This is a genomic window from Stenotrophomonas sp. NA06056 (assembly GCF_013364355.1).
Lineage (GTDB): Bacteria > Pseudomonadota > Gammaproteobacteria > Xanthomonadales > Xanthomonadaceae > Stenotrophomonas.
This window is the reverse complement of the sequence record NZ_CP054931.1, coordinates 2469094-2490635: the sequence shown is the minus strand read 5'-3', so window position 1 is coordinate 2490635 and position 21542 is coordinate 2469094. Positions and strand designations below refer to the sequence as shown.

Genomic DNA, 21542 nt, shown 5'->3' with positions numbered 1-21542 from the left:
GTGATCGGTGGCACGCTGGCCGTCCTGATGCTTTCGGCGTGCCCTGTCGTATGTCCCGTTCACGTCCGCGTTGCCTGCCGATCGATGGCACCGCGACCACGCCATGACCACGCCCAGCCGACTGCAGCTGCCGCCCGGTGACTGGGGTTCCCTGCTGGAAGGGCTGTGCGCGCGTTTCCCGCGCATCGACCGGCTGGAATGGGAGAGTCGTTTTGCGCGCGGGCGGGTGCAGGACGCGCAGGGCAGGGCACTGGCGCCGGACATGCCGTGGCAGGCAGGGCTGGAGATCCGTTACTTCCGTGAAGTGGCCGACGAGCCGGTGATTCCCTTCGTCGAGAGCATCCTGCATCACGACGCGCACCTGCTGGTGGCTGACAAGCCCCACTTCCTGCCGACCGCGCCTGCGGGCGCCTTTGTACGTGAAACCCTGCTGGCGCGCCTGGTCGAACGCACCGGCAACGCCGATCTGGTGCCGTTGCATCGGCTGGACCGGCTGACGGCCGGTCTGGTGCTGTTTTCCACCCGGCCGGAAACGCGCGACGCCTACCAGCGACTGTTCCGTGAGCGGCGCATCGAAAAGACCTACGAGGCGCTGGCGCCGGCCTTGCCGGACCTGCGGTTTCCGCTGGAGCGGCATAGCCGGCTGCAGCCTGGGGAGCCGTTCTTCCGTATGGCTGAGGTTGCCGGCGAGCCGAATGCACGGACCCGTATCGAGGTCATCGATGCGCACGGTCCGGTCTGGTGCTACCGGCTTGCGCCCGAATCCGGGCGCAAGCATCAGCTGCGCGTACATATGGCCGCCCTCGGCGCGCCGATCCTGGGGGACGGGTTCTATCCGCAGCTGCAGGAACGGACGCAGGGTGGGGGCGAGCCGCCTTTGCAACTGCTGGCGCAAGCGCTGGCCTTCGACGACCCGTTGACGGGCCAGCGACGCCGCTTCTGCAGTGCCCTCACCCTGGATGCCGCAGGCTGATCGGCGGCCGGGTTCAGGGTTTCGGGCGCCGCGCCAGCCAGCGGTCCAGTTCGGCAGCGAACAATTGCCGGTCGCGCGCCCCCAGAGGAGGCGGGCCGCCGGTCTGCACGCCGGCACCGCGCAGTTCTTCCATGAAATTGCGCATCGACAGCCGCTCGGCCATGTTGTTGGGGGTGTACAGCTGCCCGCGCGGGTTCAGGGCCACGCCCTTCTTCTCCAGTACCAGCGCGGCCAGCGGAATGTCCTGGGTGACCACCAGGTCGCCGGGGGCCACCCGCTCGACAATGGCGCTGTCGGCCACGTCCAGTCCCTGCGGCACCTGGATCGAGCGCAGCCAGCGGGAGGGCGGAGTGCGGATCCACTGGTTGGCGACCAGGGTCAACTCCACGCCGACCCGTTCAGCTGCGCGGAACAGGATGTCGCGAATGACGACAGGGCAGGCGTCTGCGTCCACCCAGATGCGGGGGAGCAGGGGTTCAGCTCGGGTTTCAGCTTCAGTCATTTACCCAGTGTAGGGTAGGAAAAACCTGAATGGGGCCCCGGGTTTAGCCCCGATCCGGTGCAACCCCTTGCCCTGCCTAGGGGCTGGCCGTTTGACGCTGAATATCAAGGCTATCGCTTTTTGCTCAAAACACGCGTATCGTCTGGCCCACTGTGTTTGCTAGGGTCACCGTGAATCGTGGCCTGGTGCAGTTGATCTCACGATCCGCTCATCGATCCGCTTTACCAACGCCTGCAACTCAGTCTCGGCCCCGATACCCGGTGGCTGCGATTTTTTTCAACATGTGTTTCAGGAGTTAGTAACTATGTCTGATCGTCAGACCGGCACTGTCAAGTGGTTCAACGACGCCAAGGGCTTCGGCTTCATCACCCCGGAAAGCGGCCCGGACCTGTTCGTGCATTTCCGCGCGATCCAGGGCACCGGCTTCAAGACCCTGCAGGAAGGCCAGAAGGTTACCTTCGTCGCCGTCCAGGGCCAGAAGGGTATGCAGGCTGACCAGGTGCAGGCGGTCTAATCCGTCTGCTACCGTTTGGTAGCCAGAACGCCGGGGGCGAAAGCTCCCGGCGTTTTTTGTTATGGGCTTCCTGCAGCGTCGGGCCCGGCTCTACAAAGGGCATGCACCCGGCACGGTACGATGCAGGCCTCCCCAAGGATCGTCCCCATGCGCATCGTCCATCATCTGGAAAACTCCCGTTCGCTGCGTGTGCTGTGGATGCTGGAGGAGCTGGGGCTGGACTATGAGCTGCGCCGCTACCCACGCGACCCGAAGACGATGCTGGCACCGCCGGAACTGCGCCAGGTGCATCCATTGGGCAAGGCGCCGGTGCTGCAGGATGGCGAACTCATCCTCGCCGAATCCGGCGCCATCCTCGATTACCTGGTTGACCGTTACGACGTGCAGCGGCAACTGTCGCCGTCGCCGGTACCGGCCGACGGCAAAGAGCGCATCGATTACCGCTACTGGCTGCACTATGCCGAAGGCTCGGCGATGCCGCCGATGCTGCTGACGCTGGTGATCAGCCGCATTCGCAGCGCGCCGATGCCATTCTTCGCGCGGCCGATCGCCCGCAGCATCGCCGACAAGGCTGAGCGTGGCTTCGTCGGCCCGCAACGACGCCTGCACCTGGACTGGATGGAGCGGCGTCTGGCCGAAAGTCCGTGGTTTGCCGGCGAGCGCTTCACCGCTGCGGACATCCAGATGAGCTTCCCGATCCAGGCAGCGGCCGCACGCGGCGGTGGGCTCGACGACAAGCCGGCATTGCGCAGCTTCCTCAAGCGCATCGGCGAGCGTCCGGCCTACCAGCGTGCCGAAGCGCACGGTGGGGCATTGCAGGCCCTGCGCGGCGATTGAGGATGGCCGTTGCCGCCCCCATGCTGTGCTCATGAATATCACTGCTCCCCAGTTCGACAACCGCCTGCTGAAGCTGTTGCCGGGCGATCCCGAGTCCGGTCCGCGTCGGCGCGAAGTGCTGGGTGCGGCCTGGTCATCGGTGATGCCGACGCCGGTTGCAGCGCCGGTGCTGCTGGCGTGGTCGCCGGAGGTGGCCGGGATGCTCGGCTTCGATCCTGCGCAGGTCGATGATGAAGGCTTTGCCCAGGTGTTCGGTGGCAACGCGCTGTATGCCGGCATGCAGCCGTGGGCGGCCAACTATGGGGGACATCAGTTCGGGCACTGGGCCGGTCAGCTGGGTGACGGTCGCGCCATCTCGCTGGGTGAAGTGATCGCCCCTGATGGCCGTTTCTGGGAGCTGCAGCTGAAGGGGGCCGGCCCAACACCGTACTCGCGCGGCGCCGACGGCCGTGCGGTGCTGCGCTCGTCGATCCGTGAATTCCTGTGCAGCGAGGCGATGCATCACCTCGGCGTGCCGACCACCCGCGCCCTGTCGCTGGTCGGCACCGGCGAAGACGTGGTGCGCGACATGTTCTATGACGGTCATCCGCGCGCAGAGCCTGGCGCGATCGTCTGCAGGGTATCGCCCTCGTTCCTGCGTTTTGGTTCATTTGAACTGCCCGCTTCACGTGGCGAAACCGCACTGTTGAAGCAGATGGTCGACGCCTGTATTGCGCGGGATTTCCCGGAGCTGGAAGGGCAGGGCGAGGTGCTCTATGGCGACTGGTTCGCGCAGATTGCCGTGCGTACCGCAGAGATGATCGCGCACTGGATGCGCGTCGGCTTCGTGCATGGGGTAATGAACACCGACAATCTTTCCGTGCTCGGCGTGACCCTGGACTACGGCCCCTACGGCTGGGTCGAGGACTTCGACCCGGACTGGACGCCGAACACCACTGATGCGCAGGGGCGCCGCTATCGTTTCGGCACCCAGCCGCAGGTGGCATACTGGAACCTCAGTCGCCTGGCGCAGGCGCTGTCGCCGTTGTTCGCCGACGTGCAACCGTTGCAGGCAGGGCTGGCCGCCTACCAGGCGACCTTTGTCGCCTGCACCCGTCGCGACGTGGCGGCCAAGCTGGGGCTGGCGGCGGCCGACGATACTGATCTGCAGCTCTACCAGCGCTGGCAGCAGCTGATGCAGGACGGCGGCATGGACATGACCCTGGCATGGCGTGCGCTGATGCGCATCGATGCCAATGCGCCTGATGCGGGCGTACTTACCGAGGTCTTCTACGACGCCGAGCGTCAGAACGCGGTGCAGGAACCGCTGCAGCAGTGGTTGCAGGACTACGCGGCACGGCTGCATGCCGATCCGCTGTCGGCACCCGAGCGTGTCGCGAAGATGGGTACAGCCAACCCGCTGTACGTGCTGCGCAACTGGCTGGCGCAGGAAGCGATCGATCGTGCCGAACAGGGCGACCTGGGCGGTGTGCACGCCCTGCAGGACGTACTGCGTGATCCATACACCGAACGCCCGGGGCTGGAGCATTACGCCGGCAAGCGCCCGGCGTGGGCAGACAATCGAGCAGGCTGCTCGATGCTGTCCTGCAGTTCCTGAAGGGTGTTCTTCTGCAGGGCTGCGCCCTGCACCCGCAGAAGCAACAGCAACGGCAATGGCAACGGCAATGGCGGGCATTCCGTGAGATGGCGGGGCACTGTGGATTTGCGGGGCCGCTGCAAGTACGTCCATGTAAGCTTGGTCGCCGCATCCATGCGGCTCACACCCCGCAAACCCACAGTGCCCCGCCTTCGACAGTTGGCCGGTAGCCAGTAGATCCACGCCATGCGTGGATGCTTTTCGTTCAATTCCCGAAATATTCGATCTCGATGGAGATTCATCCACGCACAGTGTGGATCTACCAACAGCAGCGGGAAATTGTCGAAGGCGGGGTGGGTCCGGTTGCGGGGGTGTCCGCGGCATGGATGCCGCGGCCAAGCCCCCAGGGATGGGTTTACGGCGTCCCCCGCAACCGGACCCACCCCGCCAAACCACGTAACTCAGCTTTTGCTTTGGCTTTTGATCTGGCCTCTGCAGGTGCCGGGCGCAGCCCGGCCGAACCCCTCAACAGGCAGCCGGCGCCCGGAACAGGTACCCTATGCCGCCATCAGACAACCGAATCGCCATGACCGACGCCATCGTCGCTCCGCAGTGGGCCTCCCGCCTGCGCGACATCGCCGACTTCCCCAAGCCGGGCATCCTGTTCAAGGACATCATGCCGCTGCTCGCCCACAACGAAGACTTCCGTGGTGCGATCACAGCGATGGCCGAGCGCTGGCGCGAGCAGAAGCTGGACGCGGTGGTTGGCATCGAATCGCGCGGCTTCATTCTGGGCGCCGCCATGGCACTGGAACTGGGCGTCGGCTTCGTGCCGGTGCGCAAGCCGGGCAAGCTGCCGGGCAAAGTGCTGCGCGAGGAATACACCCTGGAATACCGCAGCGACTGCATTGAAGTGCATGCCGACGCGCTGCCCGCAGGTGCACGTGTGGCGATCATCGACGACGTGCTGGCAACCGGCGGCACGCTGGTTGCTGCGTTGTCGCTGGTACGCCGCCTGGGCGTGGACGTGGTCGGCGCCGGCGTGCTGGTCGAACTGGATGGCCTGGGTGGCCGCGGCCGCTGGGAAGCGGATCTGCCGCTGCACACCGAACTGGTGTTCTGATTCCGCAGGTGCCGACCAAGGTTGGCATCTACCCGAGGGAATCGCAGCAAACCGGTCGTTGCCAACCTGGGTTGGCATCGCATGGGTGGGCCAACCAAGGTTGGCCACTACCAGGTTACGACGTTGCCAACCTGGGCTGGCAACGCTCCTTCAATCACATCATCCGCACACGGAACCGTCGGCCCTTGATCTTGCCGGCTTCCAGCTTCGCCACCGCCTTGTTCACCTGCTCACGGGCGATGGCCACGTAGGAGCGGGTCGGGAAGATCGCGATCTTGCCGATGAACTTGGCCGACAGGCCGGCATCGCCGGTGAGTGCGCCAAGGATGTCGCCCGCGCGCAGCTTGTCGGTCTTGCCGCCATCGATGCGCAGGGTGCGCATCGCCGCCTGCGGCAGTTCAGCCGGGCGCGAGGTTGCCAGCGGCGTCTTCTGCCAGTCCAGCGGCTGCCCCATCTGCGCCTCGATGGCGTCGGCGCGGTTCTTTTCGCGGCCGGCCACCAGGCTGATCGCCAGGCCACTGGCGCCGGCACGACCGGTACGGCCCACGCGGTGCTGGTAGCTCTCGACGTCGGTCGGCAGCTCGTAGTTGATCACCGCGGCCAGCTCTTCCACGTCCAGGCCACGTGCGGCAACGTCGCTGGCAACCAGCACGTTGCAGCTGCGGTTGGCCAGGCGCAGCAGCACTTCCTCGCGGTCGCGCTGCTCCATGTCGCCATGCAGGGCGAGGGCGGAGAAGCCGAACTGCTGCAGCGAGTTGGCCACCTCGTCCACGTCCTTGCGGGTGTTGCAGAACACCACGGCCGATTCGGGCGTGTACTTCAGCAGCAGGCCAGCCAACGCCTTCTGCCGGTGCGCCGGTTCAACCTCGCAGAACAGATGGCGGATGGCCGGTGCCTGGTCGGCACCTTCCACGGTCACTTCCAGCGCATCGCGCAGCAGGTCGCGGGCCATGGCGCGGATGGTGTCGGGGAAGGTGGCCGAGAACAGCAGGCTCTGGCGATCGCGATGGGTACGGCCGGCGATCTCACGGATCGGTTCTTCAAACCCCATGTCGAGCATGCGGTCGGCTTCGTCCAGCACCAGCGTGCGCACGGCGCCCAGATTCAGTGCGCGCTTGCGCGCCAGTTCCTGCACGCGGCCAGGCGTGCCGACCACCACGTGCGGATCGTGGCCTTCCAGCGAGGCCAACTGCGGGCCCAGCGGCACGCCACCGACCAGCAGCAGCAACTTCAGGTTGGGGATGCCGGTAGCCAGCTTGCGGATCTGCTTGGCCACCTGGTCGGCCAACTCGCGGGTGGGGCACAGCACCAGCGCCTGCACGCGGATCAGGCTGGGGTCGATGGACTGCAGCAGGCCCAGGCCGAAGGCTGCGGTCTTGCCGCTGCCGGTCGGGGCTTGGGCGATGACATCGCGGCCATCGAGGATGGCGGGCAGGCTCTGCGCCTGGATCGGCGTGAGGGTGGTGTAGCCGAGGGCATCCAGGCCGGGCTGCAGGGCCGGGCTCAGTGGCAGGGTCGAGAAATCAGTCATGGCGCATTGTACCTGTGCGCGCGCCCGGCCCGCCTCGGGACCTTCATCCATGCATGGCGTGGATCTCCCGGGGAGGCGGCGCCTATGGAATTCAGTAGATCCACGCCGCGCGTGGATGCCCTGGCCGGCCCCTCAACCCAGCCCGAGGGCCACCAGCCGAGCTGCCATCGCCTGCAACTGCTCCGGGGTGGCGGGCACTCCAGCGGCGCTGGGTTCCAGCAGCAGCTGGTGGAACCACGGGTTGGCGTGCTGCGTGTCGAAATGGAACGCACAGCTTGCCCGCTCGCCCATCACCGCCTGCACGATCCCGATCAGCGTGTCTTCGGCTTCATCGACATTGCCGGGCCCATAGCGATCATCCAGCAGGCGCAACGGGATCGGCAGCAGGGTAGGGGAAGTGGGCATGCCTCAAGTCTAACGATCCACGCCGGACAGGAGCAGGGGTGCTTCAGGCCGCATCAACATGGAACTGGATCAGGCCGCAGTGCAGGCACTCGAACGTGTAGAAGCCGATATCTCCACCGGGCGCGTAGTCGCTGGCCAGCTCCGACCAAAGTGCTTCGTCGGCATCATTGGCCGCGCACCATGCCGCGATGCTCGCTGCCGAGGCCTGCCTCACCTGTTCCAGGGTGGCGTCGCCCAGGAAGCGGCAGACATCGCGGCAATGTGCCAACCATTTCTCTCCTTGAAAACTGACGTAGCCCGGCGTGCGCTGGGACAGTTCTTCCAACGCGGTTTCGGGCACGTCCTGGTCGACGTCCAGACTGCAAGCAAACGCGATGTTCAGCGCCGACGCGGCACGGCCATCGGCAATGCACCAAGGGCAGATCTGCTCCGAATAATCTTCGCGCCCTGGGTGGATGGCATCGCGCAGGTACACGTATCCACGCGCTTGCTGGCAGATGCTGCACGCCGTAGTGGACGGACCCACGTTGCCCGTCGCAACCGGGTCCGGGTGGTAGCGGAAGTTTGGAAAGTGATTGATGCTCATGTCCGTCCATCCAGTGCAACGCAGGGTCCGCTCTTGTACGACCTGCGGATGGTCCCGGCAAGCGGGGAGGGTCGATCAGCCCAGTACCGCCAGCACACCCTGGTGAATCGCCAGGCCGCCGAACAGCAGCCAGCCGAACAGGATCAACGCCAACAGCAGCGGCTTCAGACCGGCCTGGCGCAGGGCCGAGACATGGGTGGTCAGGCCCAGCGCGGCCATTGCCATTGCCAGCAGCACCGTATCCAGCTGCACCAGCCCTGCCTGCAGACCGGCCGGCAGCAGGTGCAGCGAGTTTAGGCCGGCAACCGCCACGAAACCGAACGCGAACCACGGCACCACGATGCGGGCCTTGCCACCGTCCGCAGCTGCCTTGCCGCCACGCGCCAGCCAAAGCGACAGCGCGATCAGGAACGGTGCCAGCAGCATCACCCGCACCATCTTGGTGATGACAGCGGTATCGGCGGCCGGCTCGCTCACCGCGCGTCCGGCGGCGACCACCTGCGCGACCTCGTGCACGGTCGCGCCGGTGAACAGGCCGTACTGCTGCGCGTCCATCGCCAGCCAGCCATGCGACTGCACCAGCGCATACAGCGCGGGATACAGGAACATCGCCAGCGTGCCGAACACCACCACGGTCGATACGGCCACCGTGACCTGGGCGGCACGGCCGCGCACCACCGGTTCGGCGGCCATGACGGCAGCCGCACCGCAGATCGCGCTGCCAGCACCGATCAGCATGGCCGCCTCGCGTTCCATCTTGAATACCCGCACGCCCAACCAGCAGGCCAGGCTGAAGGTGCTCGCCACCACCAGCACGTCCATCAGTACGCCGGCGACGCCGACGTGGCCGATGTCCTGGAAGGTCAGGCGCAGGCCGTACAGCACGATGCCCGTGCGCAGCAGCCAATGCTTGGAGAATCCGACGCCCGCCGCACTGGCAGGGGCCAGCCGTGGGTAGAACGTGTTGCCGACCAGGATGCCAGCGACGATCGCCACGGTCAGCGCGCTCAGACCGTGCGCCTGCAACCAGGGCAGCTCGGCCAGATACAGCGAAGCGGCCGCGACCAGGCCGACCAGCAGCAGGCCGGGCAGCCGCGGCTGCCAGCGCTGGCGCAGGGCGGGCAGGGACCAGGAGGAGAGGGCGGGGGCGTTCATGGCAGTTGAGGGGGCTGAGGAGGCCATGCCAGCCTGCGCTCACACCAGTGACCTGTAAAACAAGTAATATTGGTAGAATCTACCTATAGAGACGGTAATTTGCATGCGCCTGACCTTGCGCCAACTCCAGGTCTTCGTCGCCATTGCTGACCAGGGCAGCACCACCGCCGCGGGCCAGGCCATCGCCCTCTCGCAGTCGGCAAGCAGCGCCGCCCTGCAGGAGCTGGAGGCGCATTTCGGCACACCCCTGTTTGACCGTATCGGCCGCCGTCTGGCATTGAACGGTCACGGCCGCGCGTTGCTGGAACCGGCGCGCGCGCTGCTGGTCAATGCCGCCGATCTGGAGCGGCAGCTTGCGGCGGGTGGCGACCCGGCCCAAGGCGCACCGTTGCGGCTGGTTTTGGCGGCCAGCACCACCATCGGCAACTACCTGCTGCCGCCGCGTATCGCCGAACTGCTGCGGCAGGCACCCCAGGCGGAGGTTGATCTGCGCATCGACAACAGCGCAGGCGTGGTGGCGGCCGTTCAACGATTGGACGTGGATGCAGGGCTGATCGAAGGCCCCTGCCACGAGCGCGGGCTGCAGGTCACTGCCTGGCAGCAGGACCCGCTGGTGATCGTGGCAGCGGCGGATGCGCCCCAACACTGGTCGCTGGATGAACTGCGCGCCGCACGCTGGCTGCTCCGCGAACCCGGCTCAGGCACCCGCGAGGCTGTTGAACAGGCGTTGCTGCCGCACCTGCGCGGCTTCGCGCAGACGCTGCAGCTGGGCAATACCGAAGCCATCAAGCAGGCCGCCATCGCCGGCCTCGGCCTGGCCTGCCTGTCCCGGCACGCCCTGGAAGAGCCCCTGGCCCTGGGCCGCCTGCGCATTCTGGAAACCCCGCTGCCCGCCCTGCAGCGCACGCTATGGCTGGTACGCCACCCCGGCAAGCAATGGCTGCCGGGCCTGCAGGCGTTGTTGGGCGAAGTGGAGTAATCCACCAGATTCGCAGTCGATTCCATCCATCGACAGTTCTTGTGGCGTTCATCCACGCATGGCGTGGATCTACCGTGTCGGCCAAGGTCGACACCCACCAACAGCAGCGGAGATCTGTCGAAGGCGGGTTGGGTCCGGTTGCGGGGGTGTCCGCGGCATGGATGCCGCGGCCAAGCCCCCATGGATGGGTTTACGGCGTCCCCCGCAACCGGACCCAACCCGCCATCCCACAGGAAGCCAGCTTTTGACGTTGCTTTGGCTGCGGCCGTTGCCTCTGCGGGTGCCGGGCGCCGCCCGGCCAAGCCCCGCAACCCGCTACAATGGTCGGATGCCTCTGATTACTCTGCAAAACGTCGACTTCAGCGTCGGCGGCCCGCTGTTGCTGGAAAAAGCCGAACTGTCGATCGAGCCGGGCGAGCGTATTGCCCTGATCGGCCGCAACGGCGCCGGCAAATCCACTCTGCTCAAGCTGCTGTCCGGCGACCACAAGCCCGATGACGGCGAAGTGCGCGTGCAGCAGGGCGTGCGCGTGACCCGCCTGGAGCAGGAAGTGCCGCACGGTGCCGCCGGCTCGGTGTTCGACGTCGTCGCCGATGGCCTGGGCGAGCTGGGCCAGTGGCTGGCCGAATTCCACCACCTCAGCCATGCCGAGGTGTTCGATGGCGAAGCCCTCGGCAACGTGCAGGCCAAGATCGACGCCGCCAACGGCTGGGGCCTGGACCAGCGCGTCAGCGAAACCCTGACCAAGCTCGACCTTGATGGCGAGGCCGAGTTCGGCCGCCTGTCCGGCGGCATGAAGCGCCGCGTGCTGCTGGCGCGCGCGCTGGTATCCAGCCCTGACGTGCTGCTGCTGGACGAACCGACCAACCATCTGGACATCGAGGCCATCGACTGGCTGGAAGCCTTCCTGAAGGGCTGGAGTGGCAGCGTGGTGTTCGTCACTCACGATCGTCGCTTCCTGCGTGCACTGGCCACCCGCATCGTCGAGATCGACCGCGGCCAGGTCACCAGCTGGCCGGGTGACTGGGCCAACTACGAGCGCCGCCGCGAAGAGCGCCTCAATGCACAGGCGCAGGAAAACGCACGGTTCGACAAGCTGCTGGCGCAGGAAGAAGTGTGGATCCGCCAGGGCATCAAGGCGCGCCGCACCCGCGACGAAGGCCGCGTGCGCCGCTTGAAGGCGATGCGCAACGAGCGTTCCGCGCGTCGTGATCTCAGCGGCAACGTCAAGATGGAAGCCGCCCAGGGCATCAGCTCCGGCAAGAAGGTCATCGACATCAAGGACATCTCGTTCGCGTTTGGCGATCGCACGATGGTCCGCGATTTCTCCACGACCATCCTGCGTGGCGACCGCATTGGCCTGATAGGCCCCAACGGCAGTGGCAAGACCACGCTGCTGAAGCTGCTGCTGGGCGAACTGCAGCCGCAGAAGGGTGAAGTCAACGCCGGCACCAACCTGCAGATCGCGTACTTCGACCAGTATCGTGCAGTGCTGCGCGAAGACTGGAGTGCGATCGAGAACGTGGCAGAAGGCCGCGATTTCCTCGAGTTCAACGGCAAGCGCAAGCACGTGCATGCGTACCTGCAGGACTTCATGTTCACCCCCGAGCGCGCGCGTGCGCCAATCACCCGCCTGTCCGGCGGTGAGCGCAACCGCCTGCTGCTGGCCAAGCTGTTCGCACAGCCGTCCAACCTGCTGGTGATGGACGAACCGACCAACGACCTGGACGTGGAAACCCTGGAGCTGCTGGAAGAGCTGCTGGGCGAATACACCGGCACCCTGCTGCTGGTCAGCCACGACCGTGACTTCATCGACAACGTGGTGACGTCCACCCTGGTGATGGAAGGCGATGGCGTGATTGGTGAGTACGTGGGTGGCTACAGCGACTGGCAGCGTTACGCGGCCAGCGTGGCTGCCGCGCCTGCAGTGGTTGCCTCGGCCAAGCCGACGGCTGCTGCGCCGGTGCCTGCCGCGGAACCGGCGGCGCCCAAGCGCAAGCTGGCCTACAAGGAAGCACGCGAGCTGGAACAGCTGCCGAAGACCATCGAAAAGCTGGAAGGCGATGTGGAAGGCCTGACCTCGGCGATGAACGACCCGTCGTTCTACACCCGCAGCAGCGCCGAAGTGACCGCGCACACTCAACAGCTGGCCAAGGTGCAGGCCGAACTGGATGCCGCCTACGCGCGCTGGGAAGAGCTGGAAGGCTGAGCGAGAGCCGGGTCATGCCCGGCTCGGTAGATCCACGCCATGCGTGGATATCCGGATCCGTGCGGACCAACGGTCCGCACCCACATGGATGTCTGCATCAGTGCGGACCAAGGTCCGCACCCACATGGATGTCTGCATCAGTGCGGACCAAGGTCCGCTCCCACATGGATGTCTGCATCAGTGCGGACCAAGGTCCGCACCCACCAAAGCGGATTCCGCACCCACCGGGGGCGCGGCGGTCATTTGACTCCGTGCAGATCCCGCAGCTGGCTCGTGCGGCTGCCGAAGTACGCCGCCAGATCGGCGATGTCCTGATCGCTCAGGTCCTTCGCCTGGGGTGTCATCAACGCATGCTGGCGGTCACCAGCACGGTAGGCCTGCAGCGCATGCGCCAGGTAATCGCCATATTGCCCACCCAGCTTCGGGTAGGTCGGATCGATCGGCGCATTGCCGTCGGCACCGTGGCAATCGATGCAGCTCTGGCTGGTGGCCTTGCTCTTGACCTTGGCGCGGGCCTCGCCGGCGCCTTCACGCCCGGCAGGCAGGCCAGCGGAGGACGACGATCCGTGCTCGCCGCTGGCATGGCCGGGATCGCCGGCGGATTTCTCGCTGTTCTCCACCTGTGACTGCGAGCAGGCCGCCAGCAGCAGGGCGACGGACAGGGCGATGGCGTGACGCAGTGGATGCGCGGCTTTCGACATGGGCGGGCCTTACTTGACGGTGGACAGGTAAACAGCGAGATCGGCGATCTCCTGTTCGCTGAAACTCATCGACTGCGCCTGCATCGTGGGATGCCGGCGCTTGCCCTGGCGGTACTCGGTCAGGGCCTGGGTCAGGTACTGCTGGGTCTGGCCACCGATCTTCGGTACCCGGTAACTGGGGTAGGCGTTCTTGTAACCGGTGATGCCGTGGCATCCCTGGCAGGTATAGGCCAGCACACGGCCATTGTCGAAACTGCCGGTGGGCGTGGCAGCCGCCGGCGCGGGGGCCGTGGCCGGTGCCGGGGCGGGTGCTGCAGGAGCAGAAGCAGGAGCGGGCTGTGCGGCGGCCCCGAGGGGCAGGAGGACGGCCAGAGCGAGACAAGCGGCGAGCGGCTGCGGGCGCATGGTGTCTTTTCCGGGGATTCGGGTCTGGTCGTTCCGGCGTGGGGTACGGAACGACCCGAGTATAGCCTCAGGTTTCATCTAGCTGAAATGGGGTCGCCCCGACTGGCGGCGTGAAGACACCATGACCTTTGGGATATGGTGTTGCCGTGAAGTGGTGCATTACTTTGCTACCACACCTGCCCACGCATCCTCCAGGGATCTGACGATGTCGCACCAAACCTTCCTGCCCGGCCCCCGCAGCGGACTCTGCGCTGCCGCGCTGCTGCTCTCCACCTCCCTGCTGCTGAGCGGTTGCGCTGCTGGGCCCAACAACGAGGCCAAGGCGGCCGAGACCAAAGACGAGAAGAAGGTCGAGGCAGTGCCGGTGGAAGTGGCGGTGGCCAGCCGTCGCGCAGTCGCTGCCAGCTACACCGGAACCGCGGCACTGGAGCCGCGCGCCGAATCGCAGGTGGTGGCCAAGACCTCGGGCGTTGCGCTGGCGGTGCTGGTCGAGGAAGGGCAGCGGGTCAACGCCGGGCAGCCGCTGGTTCGCCTTGATCCGGACCGCGCGCGCTTGGCCGTGGCGCAGAGCGAAGCGCAGATGCGCAAACTGGAAAACGACTACCAGCGTGCACAGAAGCTGGTCGCCCAGCAGCTGGTCAGCGCGGCCAGCGTCGACCAGCTGCGCTACGACCTGGAAAACATCCGCGCGCAGTACCGCCTGGCCACGCTGGAGCTGTCGTACACCACCGTGGTCGCACCGATTTCCGGCGTGATCGCCTCGCGTTCGATCAAGACCGGCAACTTCGTGCAGATCAACACGCCGATCTTCCGCATCGTCGACAACTCACGGCTGGAAGCCACCCTCAACGTGCCCGAGCGCGAGCTGGCGACGTTGCGCGCAGGCCAGCCGGTCACGTTGTCGGCCGATGCGCTGCCGGGCCAGACCTTCACCGGTGTCGTGGACCGCATCGCGCCGGTGGTGGATTCGGGCAGCGGTACCTTCCGCGTGGTCAGCGCGTTCGATGGCGGCGCACAGTCGCTGCAGCCGGGCATGTTCGGCCGCATCCGCATCGACTATGACCAGCGTGCCGATGCGCTGGTGGTGCCGCGCCTGGCGCTGCTGGACGACGGTGAGCCGGCGGTGTTCCGGGTGCGCGAGGGCAAGGTCGCGCGGGTGCCGGTCAAGCTGGGCTACGCTGAAGGGCCGTGGGTGGAAATCCGCGAGGGCCTGACCGCTGGCGACCAGATCGTCACCGCCGGCAAGGTCGCGCTGCGCGATGGCACGGCAGTGCAGGTGATCGCCGATCCGAAGGCCAAGGCGAAGACGGTGGCCACCTCGGCCAAGCCGGCAGAGAAGGCCGGGAGCACGCAATGACCGCGCCCAGCCACGACCCCGGTGCCTCGCCAGGGAGCGACGGCGCCGCCGCAGGCATGGGTGGCGGCCTGGTGGAGTTCGCCACCCGCCGTCGCGTCACCATCGCCATGTGCACCGTCACCCTGCTGCTGTTCGGCCTGATCGCGCTGGGCAACCTCAAGGTCAACCTCCTGCCCGACCTGAGTTATCCCACGCTGACCGTGCGTACCGAGTACACCGGTGCAGCGCCGACTGAAATCGAAACCCTGATCACCCAGCCGGTCGAAGAAGCCGTGGGCGTGGTCAAGAACCTGCGCAAGCTGAAGTCGGTCTCGCGCACCGGCCAGAGCGACGTCGTGCTCGAGTTCGCCTGGGGCACCAACATGGACCAGGCCAGCCTGGAGGTGCGCGACAAGATGGAAGCGCTGAACCTGCCACTGGAGGCCAAGGCCCCGGTGCTGCTGCGCTTCAATCCGTCCACCGCGCCGATCATGCGCCTGGTGTTGACGACCAAGGCCGCACCGGCCAACGATGCCGATGCGATCCGTGAGCTGACCGGCCTGCGTCGCTATGCCGACGAGGATCTGAAGAAGAAGCTGGAGCCGGTCAGCGGCGTGGCGGCGGTGAAGGTCGGCGGTGGCCTGGAAGACGAGATCCAGGTCGACATCGACCAGCAGAAGCTGGCCCAGCTCAACCTGCCGATCGACACCGTCATCAAGCGGTTGAAGGAAGAGAACATCAACATTTCCGGCGGCCGTCTGGAAGAGGGCTCACAGCGCTTCCTGGTGCGTACCGTCAACCAGTTCGCCGATCTGGAAGAGATCGGCAACCTGCTGGTCACCACCCAGTCCGCCAACGGCAGCGCGGCCGACTCGGCGCTGCAGCAGATGTTCAACATCGCTGCCTCGACGGGTTCGGCTGCAGCGGTTGCTGCTGCTTCCGCAGCGCAGAGCGCTTCGTCGGGCGGCGGCTCCAGCGTGGTCGCCAACGGTGTGCCGGTGCGCCTGAAAGACGTGGCCACCGTGCGTCAGGGCTACAAGGAACGCGAAGCGGTCATCCGCCTGGGCGGCAAGGAATCGGTCGAACTGGCGATCTACAAGGAAGGCGACGCCAATACCGTTGCCACTGCCGAAGCGCTGCGCAAGCGCCTGGAGCAGATCAAAGCAACGTTCCCGGCCGATGCCGAACTGACCACCATCGAAGACCAGTCGCGCTTCATCGAGCACGCCATCGCTGACGTCAAGAAGGACGCAGTGATCGGCGGCCTGCTGGCGATCCTGATCATCTTCCTGTTCCTGCGTGATGGCTGGAGCACGTTCGTGATCAGCCTGTCGCTGCCGGTCTCGATCATCGCCACGTTCTTCTTCATGGGCCAGCTCGGCCTGAGCTTGAACGTGATGTCGCTGGGCGGCCTGGCGCTGGCCACCGGCCTGGTGGTGGACGACTCGATCGTGGTGCTGGAAAGCATTGCCAAGGCGCGCGAACGCGGCCTCGGCATCCTGCAGGCCGCCATTGCGGGTACCCGTGAAGTGAGCATGGCCGTGGTCGCCTCGACCCTGACCACCATCGCGGTGTTCCTGCCGCTGGTGTTCGTCGACGGCATCGCCGGCCAGCTGTTCCGCGACCAGGCGTTGACCGTGGCCATCGCCATCGCGATCTCGCTGCTGGTGTCGATGACCCTGATTCCGATGCTGAGCTCGCTGAAGGGCCGGCCGCCACTGGCCTTCCCGGAAGAGGCTGCGGCCGAGCCGTGGCAGCCGCAGAGCCGCTGGCAGAAGCCGGTCGCGCTCGGCCGTCGCGGTGTGGTGGCGACGATGCGCTGGAGCTTCTACGCGCTGGCGTGGTTGGTGGTGCGCCTCTGCCGCGGCGTGGCTGCAGTGGTCGGCCCGGTGATGCGCAAGGCCAGCGACATCGCCATGAAGCCGTACGCCGGTGCTGAGCGTGGCTATCTGCGGCTGCTGCCGAGTGCATTGGCCCATCCTGGCAAGGTGCTGGGACTGGCTGCACTGGCGTTCGTCGGCACGATGGCCCTGGTGCCGATGCTCGGTGCCGACCTGATCCCGCAGCTGGCACAGGACCGTTTCGAAATGACGGTCAAGCTGCCGGCCGGCACGCCGTTGAAGCAGACCGATGCGCTGGTGCGCGAGCTGCAGTTGGCGCACGGCAAGGGCGAGGGCGTGGCATCGCTGTACGGTGTCAGCGGCAGCGGTACCCGCCTGGATGCCAGCCCGACCGAGAGTGGCGAGAACATCGGCAAGCTGACCATCGTGATGGAAGGTGGCGGCAACCAGCAGACCGAAGCGGAGATCACCGAGCGCCTGCGTGACACCATGGGTCAGCACCCAGGGGCGCAGGTGGACTTCGCGCGGCCAGCCTTGTTCAGCTTCTCCACGCCGCTGGAGATCGAACTGCGCGGGCAGGACATGGCCACCCTGGAAGTGGCGGGCCAGCGCCTGGCGGCGCTGTTGCGCGGCAACGCGCACTACGCCGACGTCAAATCCACCGTTGAAGAGGGTTTCCCGGAAATCCAGATCCGTTTCGATCAGGAGCGCGCTGGTGCACTGGGCCTGACCACGCGGCAGATCGCCGACGTGGTGGTGAAGAAGGTGCGCGGCGACGTGGCCACCCGTTACAGCTTCCGTGACCGCAAGATCGACGTGCTGGTGCGTGCACAGGAAACCGATCGCGCCAGCGTGGAGAGCATCCGTCGGCTGATCGTCAATCCGGGCAGCACCCGTCCGGTCACTCTGGATGCGGTAGCCGACGTGGTCGCCACCACCGGTCCGAGCGAGATCCATCGCGCCGACCAGACCCGGGTTGCCGTGGTCTCGGCCAACCTGCGCGACATCGACCTTGGCGCGGCCATGCGCGAAGTACAGCAGATGGTGTCCGAACAGCCGCTGGGCGCGGGCGTGGGCCTGCACATCGGCGGCCAGGGTGAGGAGCTGGCACAGGCAGCGAAATCGCTGATCTTCGCCTTCGGCCTGGCGATCTTCCTGGTCTATCTGGTGATGGCGTCGCAGTTCGAATCGCTGCTGCATCCGTTCGTGATCCTGTTCACCATCCCGCTGGCGCTGGTGGGTGCGATCCTGGCGTTGATGCTGACCGGGAAGCCCATTTCGGTGGTGGTATTCATCGGCTTGATCCTGCTGGTCGGCCTGGTCACCAAGAACGCGATCATCCTGATCGACAAGGTCAACCAGCTGCGCGAGGCCGGCGTGGCCAAGCACGAGGCGTTGGTGGAGGGTGCTCGCTCGCGCCTGCGGCCGATCATCATGACCACCCTGTGCACGCTGTTCGGCTTCCTGCCGCTGGCGGTGGCGATGGGCGAGGGCGCCGAGGTGCGCGCACCGATGGCGATCACCGTGATCGGTGGCCTGCTGGTGTCGACCCTGCTGACCCTGCTGGTGATCCCGGTGGTGTACGACTTGATGGACCGTCGTGGTGATGCCTATTACCGCGAGCGTGGCCGCAAGCATGCCGGTGAAGGCCTGCATGCCGCGCAGGGCAGCAGTGCGGGTGGGGAGGAACCGGCATGAGCATTGCCGAGTTCTCCATCCGCCGTCCGGTCACCACCATCATGTGCTTCGTGTCGCTGGTGGTGGTTGGGCTGATTGCCTCGTTCCGGCTGCCACTGGAAGCGCTGCCCGACATCTCCGCGCCGTTCCTGTTCGTGCAGATTCCGTATACCGGTTCCACCCCGGAAGAAGTCGAGCGGACCATCATCCGCCCGGTGGAGGAGTCGCTGGCGACGATGACCGGCATCAAGCGCATGCGCTCCTCGGCCACGTCCGAAGCCGCGTCGATCTTCATCGAGTTCAGCGACTGGGATCGTGATATCGCCATCGCCGCGTCCGATGCGCGCGAGCGCATCGATGCGATCCGCAGCGACCTGCCCGACGATGTGCAGCGCTACAACGTGTTCAAGTGGTCCAGCAGCGACCAGCCGGTGCTGAAGGTGCGCCTGGCCAGCACCACCGACCTGACCACCGCCTATGACATGCTCGACCGCGAGTTCAAGCGGCGTATCGAGCGGATTCCGGGCGTGGCCCGGGTCGAAATCACGGGCGCGCCGCCGAACGAGGTGGAGATCGCCATCGATCCGAACCGCCTCAACGCGCACGGCCTGAGCATCAACGAGCTGAGTGATCGCCTGCGCACGCTGAACTTCTCGATCTCGGCCGGGCAGATCGATGACAACGGCCAGCGCGTGCGCGTGCAGCCGGTGGGCGAGATCACCGACCTGCAGGAAATGCGTGATCTGGTCATCAATGCCAAGGGACTGCGCCTGGGTGACATTGCCGACGTGCGGCTGAAGCCGGCGCGGATGAGCTATGGCCGCCGCCTGGATGGCAATCCTGCCGTCGGCCTGGACATCTACAAGGAACGCAGCGCCAACCTGGTGGACGTCTCGCGTGGCGCGCTTGCCGAGGTCGAAGCGATCCGTGCGCAGGACTCGATGCGCGATGTGCAGATCAAGGTGATCGACAACCAGGGCAAGGCGGTGACCTCCTCCCTGCTTGAGCTGGCCGAGGCAGGTGGCGTCGGCCTGATCCTGTCGGTGACGGTGCTGTTCTTCTTCCTGCGCCACTGGCCGTCCACGCTGATGGTGACCCTGGCCATTCCGATCTGTTTCACCATCACCCTCGGCTTCATGTACTTCGCCGGCGTCACGCTCAACATCCTGACCATGATGGGCCTGCTGCTGGCGGTAGGCATGCTGGTCGACAACGCCGTGGTGGTGGTCGAGAGCATCTACCAGGAGCGTGAGCGGCTGCCGGACCAGCCACGGTTGGCCTCGATCATCGGCACCCGCAACGTTGCCATCGCACTCAGCGCCGGCACCCTGTGCCACTGCATCGTGTTCGTGCCGAACCTGTTCGGCGAAACCAACAACATCAGCATCTTCATGGCGCAGATCGCGATCACCATCTCGGTCTCGCTGCTGGCCTCCTGGCTTGTGGCGGTCAGCCTCATTCCGATGCTGTCCGCACGCATGGCCACGCCGAAGCTGGTGCACTCGCAGACTGGGATGATCGCGCGCCTGCAGCGGCGATACGCGCAGCTGCTGGACTGGTCGCTGCGTCATCGTGGCTGGAGCCTGCTGGGCATCCTGCTGGTGGTGCTGGTCAGCCTGGTGCCGATGAAGCTGACCAAGATCGACATGTTCGGTGGCGACGGCGGCAAGGACATCTTCATCGGCTACATGTGGAAGGGCGCCTACACCTACCGGCAGATGTCCGAGGAAGTGGCGCGCGTCGAAGCCTGGGTCGAGGAGAACCGCGAGCGCCTGCACGTGCAGCAGGTCTACTCCTGGTACAGCGAGCAGGAAGGCAGTTCGACCGTGGTCACCCTGGATGAGAAGTACGCCAAGGACATCAAGGCGCTGCAGGAAGAGCTGCGCAAGGGCCTGCCGAAGTCTGCCCGTACCGACTACTTCGTCGGCAACCAGGGCGGTGATGGCGGCGGCGGGGGTGGCAACCAGGGCGTGCAGGTACAGCTGGTCGGCGACTCCAGCGCGATGCTGCAGGAGATCGGCCAGGAAGTGCTGCCGCTGCTGGCACAGCGGACTGAACTGCGCGATGTGCGCATCGACAACGGTGAGAAGGGCGGCGAGCTGAAAGTGCACGTCGACCGCGAGCGCGCAGCGGCCTTCGGATTCAATGCCGAGCAGGTTGCCAGTTTCGTCGGTCTGGCCCTGCGTGGTGCGCCGATGCGCGAGTTCCGCCGGGGTGACAACGAAGTGCCGGTATGGGTGCGCTTTGCCGGCGCAGAACAGAGCAGCCCCGAAGACCTGGCAGGTTTCAGCGTGCGTACCGGCGATGGCCGCAGTGTGCCGTTGTTGAGCCTGGTCAGCGTCGATGTCGGCTCATCGGCGACCCAGATCGGCCGTACCAACCGCCAGACCACGCTGACCATCAAGGCCAACCTGGCCGAGAAGATCACCGCGCCGGACGGCCGCAAGGCCATGGAAGCCGTGCTCAAGCCGATGAACTTCCCGGCCGGCTACGGCTTCACCTTCGACGGCGGCGACTACGGCGATGACAACGAGGCGATGCAGCAGATGGTGTTCAACCTGCTGATCGCGCTGGTCATGATCTATGTGGTGATGGCGGCGGTGTTCGAATCGCTGCTGTTCCCCGCGGCGATCATGAGCGGCGTGCTGTTCTCGATCTTCGGCGTGTTCTGGCTGTTCTGGATCACTGGCACCTCGTTCGGAATCATGTCCTTCATCGGCATCCTGGTGCTGATGGGCGTGGTGGTGAACAACGGCATCGTGATGATCGAGCACATCAACAATCTGCGCCGGGGCGGGATGGGGCGTACCCAGGCGCTGGTGGAGGGCTCACGCGAACGCCTGCGCCCGATCATGATGACCATGGGCACGGCAATCCTGGCGATGGTGCCGATCTCGCTGACCGATACGCAGATGTTCGGCAACGGGCCGGAGTACTCGCCGATGGCACGCGCGATTGCCGGTGGCCTGGCGTTCTCGACCGTGGTCAGCCTGCTGTTTCTGCCGACGATCTACGCGGTGCTCGATGACCTGCGCAACGCCGTGGTGCGGCTGATCCAGCGCGCTCGTGGCCGCGATGTGACTGCGGCGGTGGGGCAGGAGCTTCTGTAGAGCCGCGCCATGCTCGGCTGACGGGCGCGAAAATGAGTGTTGTGGTGTGGGGGAGACCGGTCGTAGTGGGGCGGTCTCCCCC

17 protein-coding genes are annotated in these 21542 nt (G+C 66.0%); 10 read left to right on the top strand and 7 right to left on the bottom strand.

Translation table 11 applies throughout. From position 1 onward, the window contains the following. Positions 1–103 precede the first annotated feature (103 nt). A complete protein-coding gene (locus HUT07_RS11035) occupies positions 104–973 on the top strand; it encodes a pseudouridine synthase (RefSeq protein WP_176020992.1) in 870 nt (289 codons plus the stop codon). A gap of 13 nt (positions 974–986) precedes the next feature. Here HUT07_RS11035 and HUT07_RS11030 read toward each other — a convergent pair whose 3' ends face one another. Beyond that, complete coding sequence (locus HUT07_RS11030; protein ID WP_176020991.1) at positions 987–1475, bottom strand: YaiI/YqxD family protein; 489 nt, start codon at positions 1473–1475, stop codon at positions 987–989. Between the two features lie 304 nt (positions 1476–1779). On the opposite strand from HUT07_RS11030, the gene HUT07_RS11025 reads away from it, so the two are divergent. The 4 genes from HUT07_RS11025 (at position 1780) to HUT07_RS11010 (ending at position 5525) form a co-directional block, all read left to right on the top strand. Continuing rightward, positions 1780–1989, top strand: coding sequence for a cold-shock protein (locus HUT07_RS11025; RefSeq protein WP_025875108.1), 210 nt, complete (start codon positions 1780–1782; stop codon positions 1987–1989). A gap of 147 nt (positions 1990–2136) precedes the next feature. After that, positions 2137–2826: a glutathione S-transferase gene (locus tag HUT07_RS11020; protein ID WP_176020990.1), complete on the top strand. Its 690-nt coding sequence runs from the start codon at positions 2137–2139 to the stop codon at positions 2824–2826. A 37-nt stretch (positions 2827–2863) separates the two neighbouring features. Next, positions 2864–4423, top strand: a complete 1560-nt coding sequence (locus HUT07_RS11015) for a YdiU family protein (RefSeq protein WP_176022533.1) — start codon at positions 2864–2866, stop codon at positions 4421–4423. A 565-nt stretch (positions 4424–4988) separates the two neighbouring features. Next, complete coding sequence (locus HUT07_RS11010) at positions 4989–5525, top strand: adenine phosphoribosyltransferase (RefSeq protein WP_176020989.1); 537 nt, start codon at positions 4989–4991, stop codon at positions 5523–5525. A gap of 154 nt (positions 5526–5679) precedes the next feature. Here the strand turns inward: HUT07_RS11010 and dbpA are convergent, their stop codons facing one another. The 4 genes from dbpA to HUT07_RS10990 form a co-directional block, all read right to left on the bottom strand. Further along, complete coding sequence (dbpA, locus tag HUT07_RS11005) at positions 5680–7056, bottom strand: ATP-dependent RNA helicase DbpA (RefSeq protein WP_176020988.1); 1377 nt, start codon at positions 7054–7056, stop codon at positions 5680–5682. Positions 7057–7188: 132 nt separating this feature from the next. Then, a complete protein-coding gene (locus HUT07_RS11000; protein ID WP_176020987.1) occupies positions 7189–7461 on the bottom strand; it encodes a hypothetical protein in 273 nt (90 codons plus the stop codon). Positions 7462–7504: 43 nt separating this feature from the next. Then, positions 7505–8047: a CbrC family protein gene (locus HUT07_RS10995; RefSeq protein ID WP_176020986.1), complete on the bottom strand. Its 543-nt coding sequence runs from the start codon at positions 8045–8047 to the stop codon at positions 7505–7507. A 75-nt stretch (positions 8048–8122) separates the two neighbouring features. Beyond that, on the bottom strand, positions 8123–9202 hold the full coding sequence (locus HUT07_RS10990; protein ID WP_176020985.1) for a YeiH family protein: 1080 nt from the start codon (positions 9200–9202) through the stop codon (positions 8123–8125). 103 nt (positions 9203–9305) lie between these two features. Here HUT07_RS10990 and HUT07_RS10985 point away from each other — a divergent pair, with 103 nt between their 5' ends. Further along, the gene (locus HUT07_RS10985; RefSeq protein ID WP_176020984.1) at positions 9306–10181 is read left to right on the top strand and encodes a LysR family transcriptional regulator; all 876 of its coding nucleotides are present in this window, start codon (positions 9306–9308) and stop codon (positions 10179–10181) included. Positions 10182–10509: 328 nt separating this feature from the next. Then, positions 10510–12390 (top strand): ATP-binding cassette domain-containing protein, encoded by a 1881-nt coding sequence (locus HUT07_RS10980; RefSeq protein WP_176020983.1) that lies wholly within the window; start codon positions 10510–10512, stop codon positions 12388–12390. Positions 12391–12629: 239 nt separating this feature from the next. Here the strand turns inward: HUT07_RS10980 and HUT07_RS10975 are convergent, their stop codons facing one another. Together HUT07_RS10975 and HUT07_RS10970 are read right to left on the bottom strand one after the other, a co-directional pair. After that, positions 12630–13091, bottom strand: coding sequence for a cytochrome c (locus HUT07_RS10975; protein ID WP_176020982.1), 462 nt, complete (start codon positions 13089–13091; stop codon positions 12630–12632). A 9-nt stretch (positions 13092–13100) separates the two neighbouring features. Next, a complete protein-coding gene (locus HUT07_RS10970; protein WP_176020981.1) occupies positions 13101–13496 on the bottom strand; it encodes a c-type cytochrome in 396 nt (131 codons plus the stop codon). Positions 13497–13701: 205 nt separating this feature from the next. Here HUT07_RS10970 and HUT07_RS10965 point away from each other — a divergent pair, with 205 nt between their 5' ends. The 3 genes from HUT07_RS10965 to HUT07_RS10955 are packed head-to-tail and all read left to right on the top strand — an operon-like array spanning position 13702 to position 21460. Beyond that, entirely contained in the window at positions 13702–14853 is a 1152-nt protein-coding gene (locus HUT07_RS10965) for an efflux RND transporter periplasmic adaptor subunit (RefSeq protein WP_176020980.1), read from the top strand. A 56-nt stretch (positions 14854–14909) separates the two neighbouring features. Further along, complete coding sequence (locus tag HUT07_RS10960) at positions 14910–18371, top strand: efflux RND transporter permease subunit (protein WP_176022532.1); 3462 nt, start codon at positions 14910–14912, stop codon at positions 18369–18371. After that, the gene (locus HUT07_RS10955) at positions 18368–21460 is read left to right on the top strand and encodes an efflux RND transporter permease subunit (RefSeq protein ID WP_176020979.1); all 3093 of its coding nucleotides are present in this window, start codon (positions 18368–18370) and stop codon (positions 21458–21460) included. Before HUT07_RS10960 ends, HUT07_RS10955 begins: the two co-directional genes overlap by 4 nt. The last annotated feature ends 82 nt before the right edge of the window (positions 21461–21542 follow it).

Coding starts and splice junctions, on each gene's coding strand:
- HUT07_RS10975 (WP_176020982.1), bottom strand. CDS start 13,091: ATGTCGAAAGCCGCGCATCCACTGCGTCACGCCATCGCCCTGTCCGTC.
- HUT07_RS10965 (WP_176020980.1), top strand. CDS start 13,702: ATGTCGCACCAAACCTTCCTGCCCGGCCCCCGCAGCGGACTCTGCGCT.
- HUT07_RS10970 (WP_176020981.1), bottom strand. CDS start 13,496: ATGCGCCCGCAGCCGCTCGCCGCTTGTCTCGCTCTGGCCGTCCTCCTG.
- HUT07_RS10960 (WP_176022532.1), top strand. CDS start 14,910: ATGGGTGGCGGCCTGGTGGAGTTCGCCACCCGCCGTCGCGTCACCATC.
- HUT07_RS11030 (WP_176020991.1), bottom strand. CDS start 1,475: ATGACTGAAGCTGAAACCCGAGCTGAACCCCTGCTCCCCCGCATCTGG.
- HUT07_RS10990 (WP_176020985.1), bottom strand. CDS start 9,202: ATGAACGCCCCCGCCCTCTCCTCCTGGTCCCTGCCCGCCCTGCGCCAG.
- HUT07_RS11025 (WP_025875108.1), top strand. CDS start 1,780: ATGTCTGATCGTCAGACCGGCACTGTCAAGTGGTTCAACGACGCCAAG.
- HUT07_RS10955 (WP_176020979.1), top strand. CDS start 18,368: ATGAGCATTGCCGAGTTCTCCATCCGCCGTCCGGTCACCACCATCATG.
- HUT07_RS11010 (WP_176020989.1), top strand. CDS start 4,989: ATGACCGACGCCATCGTCGCTCCGCAGTGGGCCTCCCGCCTGCGCGAC.
- HUT07_RS11020 (WP_176020990.1), top strand. CDS start 2,137: ATGCGCATCGTCCATCATCTGGAAAACTCCCGTTCGCTGCGTGTGCTG.
- HUT07_RS10980 (WP_176020983.1), top strand. CDS start 10,510: ATGCCTCTGATTACTCTGCAAAACGTCGACTTCAGCGTCGGCGGCCCG.
- HUT07_RS11035 (WP_176020992.1), top strand. CDS start 104: ATGACCACGCCCAGCCGACTGCAGCTGCCGCCCGGTGACTGGGGTTCC.
- dbpA (WP_176020988.1), bottom strand. CDS start 7,056: ATGACTGATTTCTCGACCCTGCCACTGAGCCCGGCCCTGCAGCCCGGC.
- HUT07_RS10985 (WP_176020984.1), top strand. CDS start 9,306: ATGCGCCTGACCTTGCGCCAACTCCAGGTCTTCGTCGCCATTGCTGAC.
- HUT07_RS10995 (WP_176020986.1), bottom strand. CDS start 8,047: ATGAGCATCAATCACTTTCCAAACTTCCGCTACCACCCGGACCCGGTT.
- HUT07_RS11000 (WP_176020987.1), bottom strand. CDS start 7,461: ATGCCCACTTCCCCTACCCTGCTGCCGATCCCGTTGCGCCTGCTGGAT.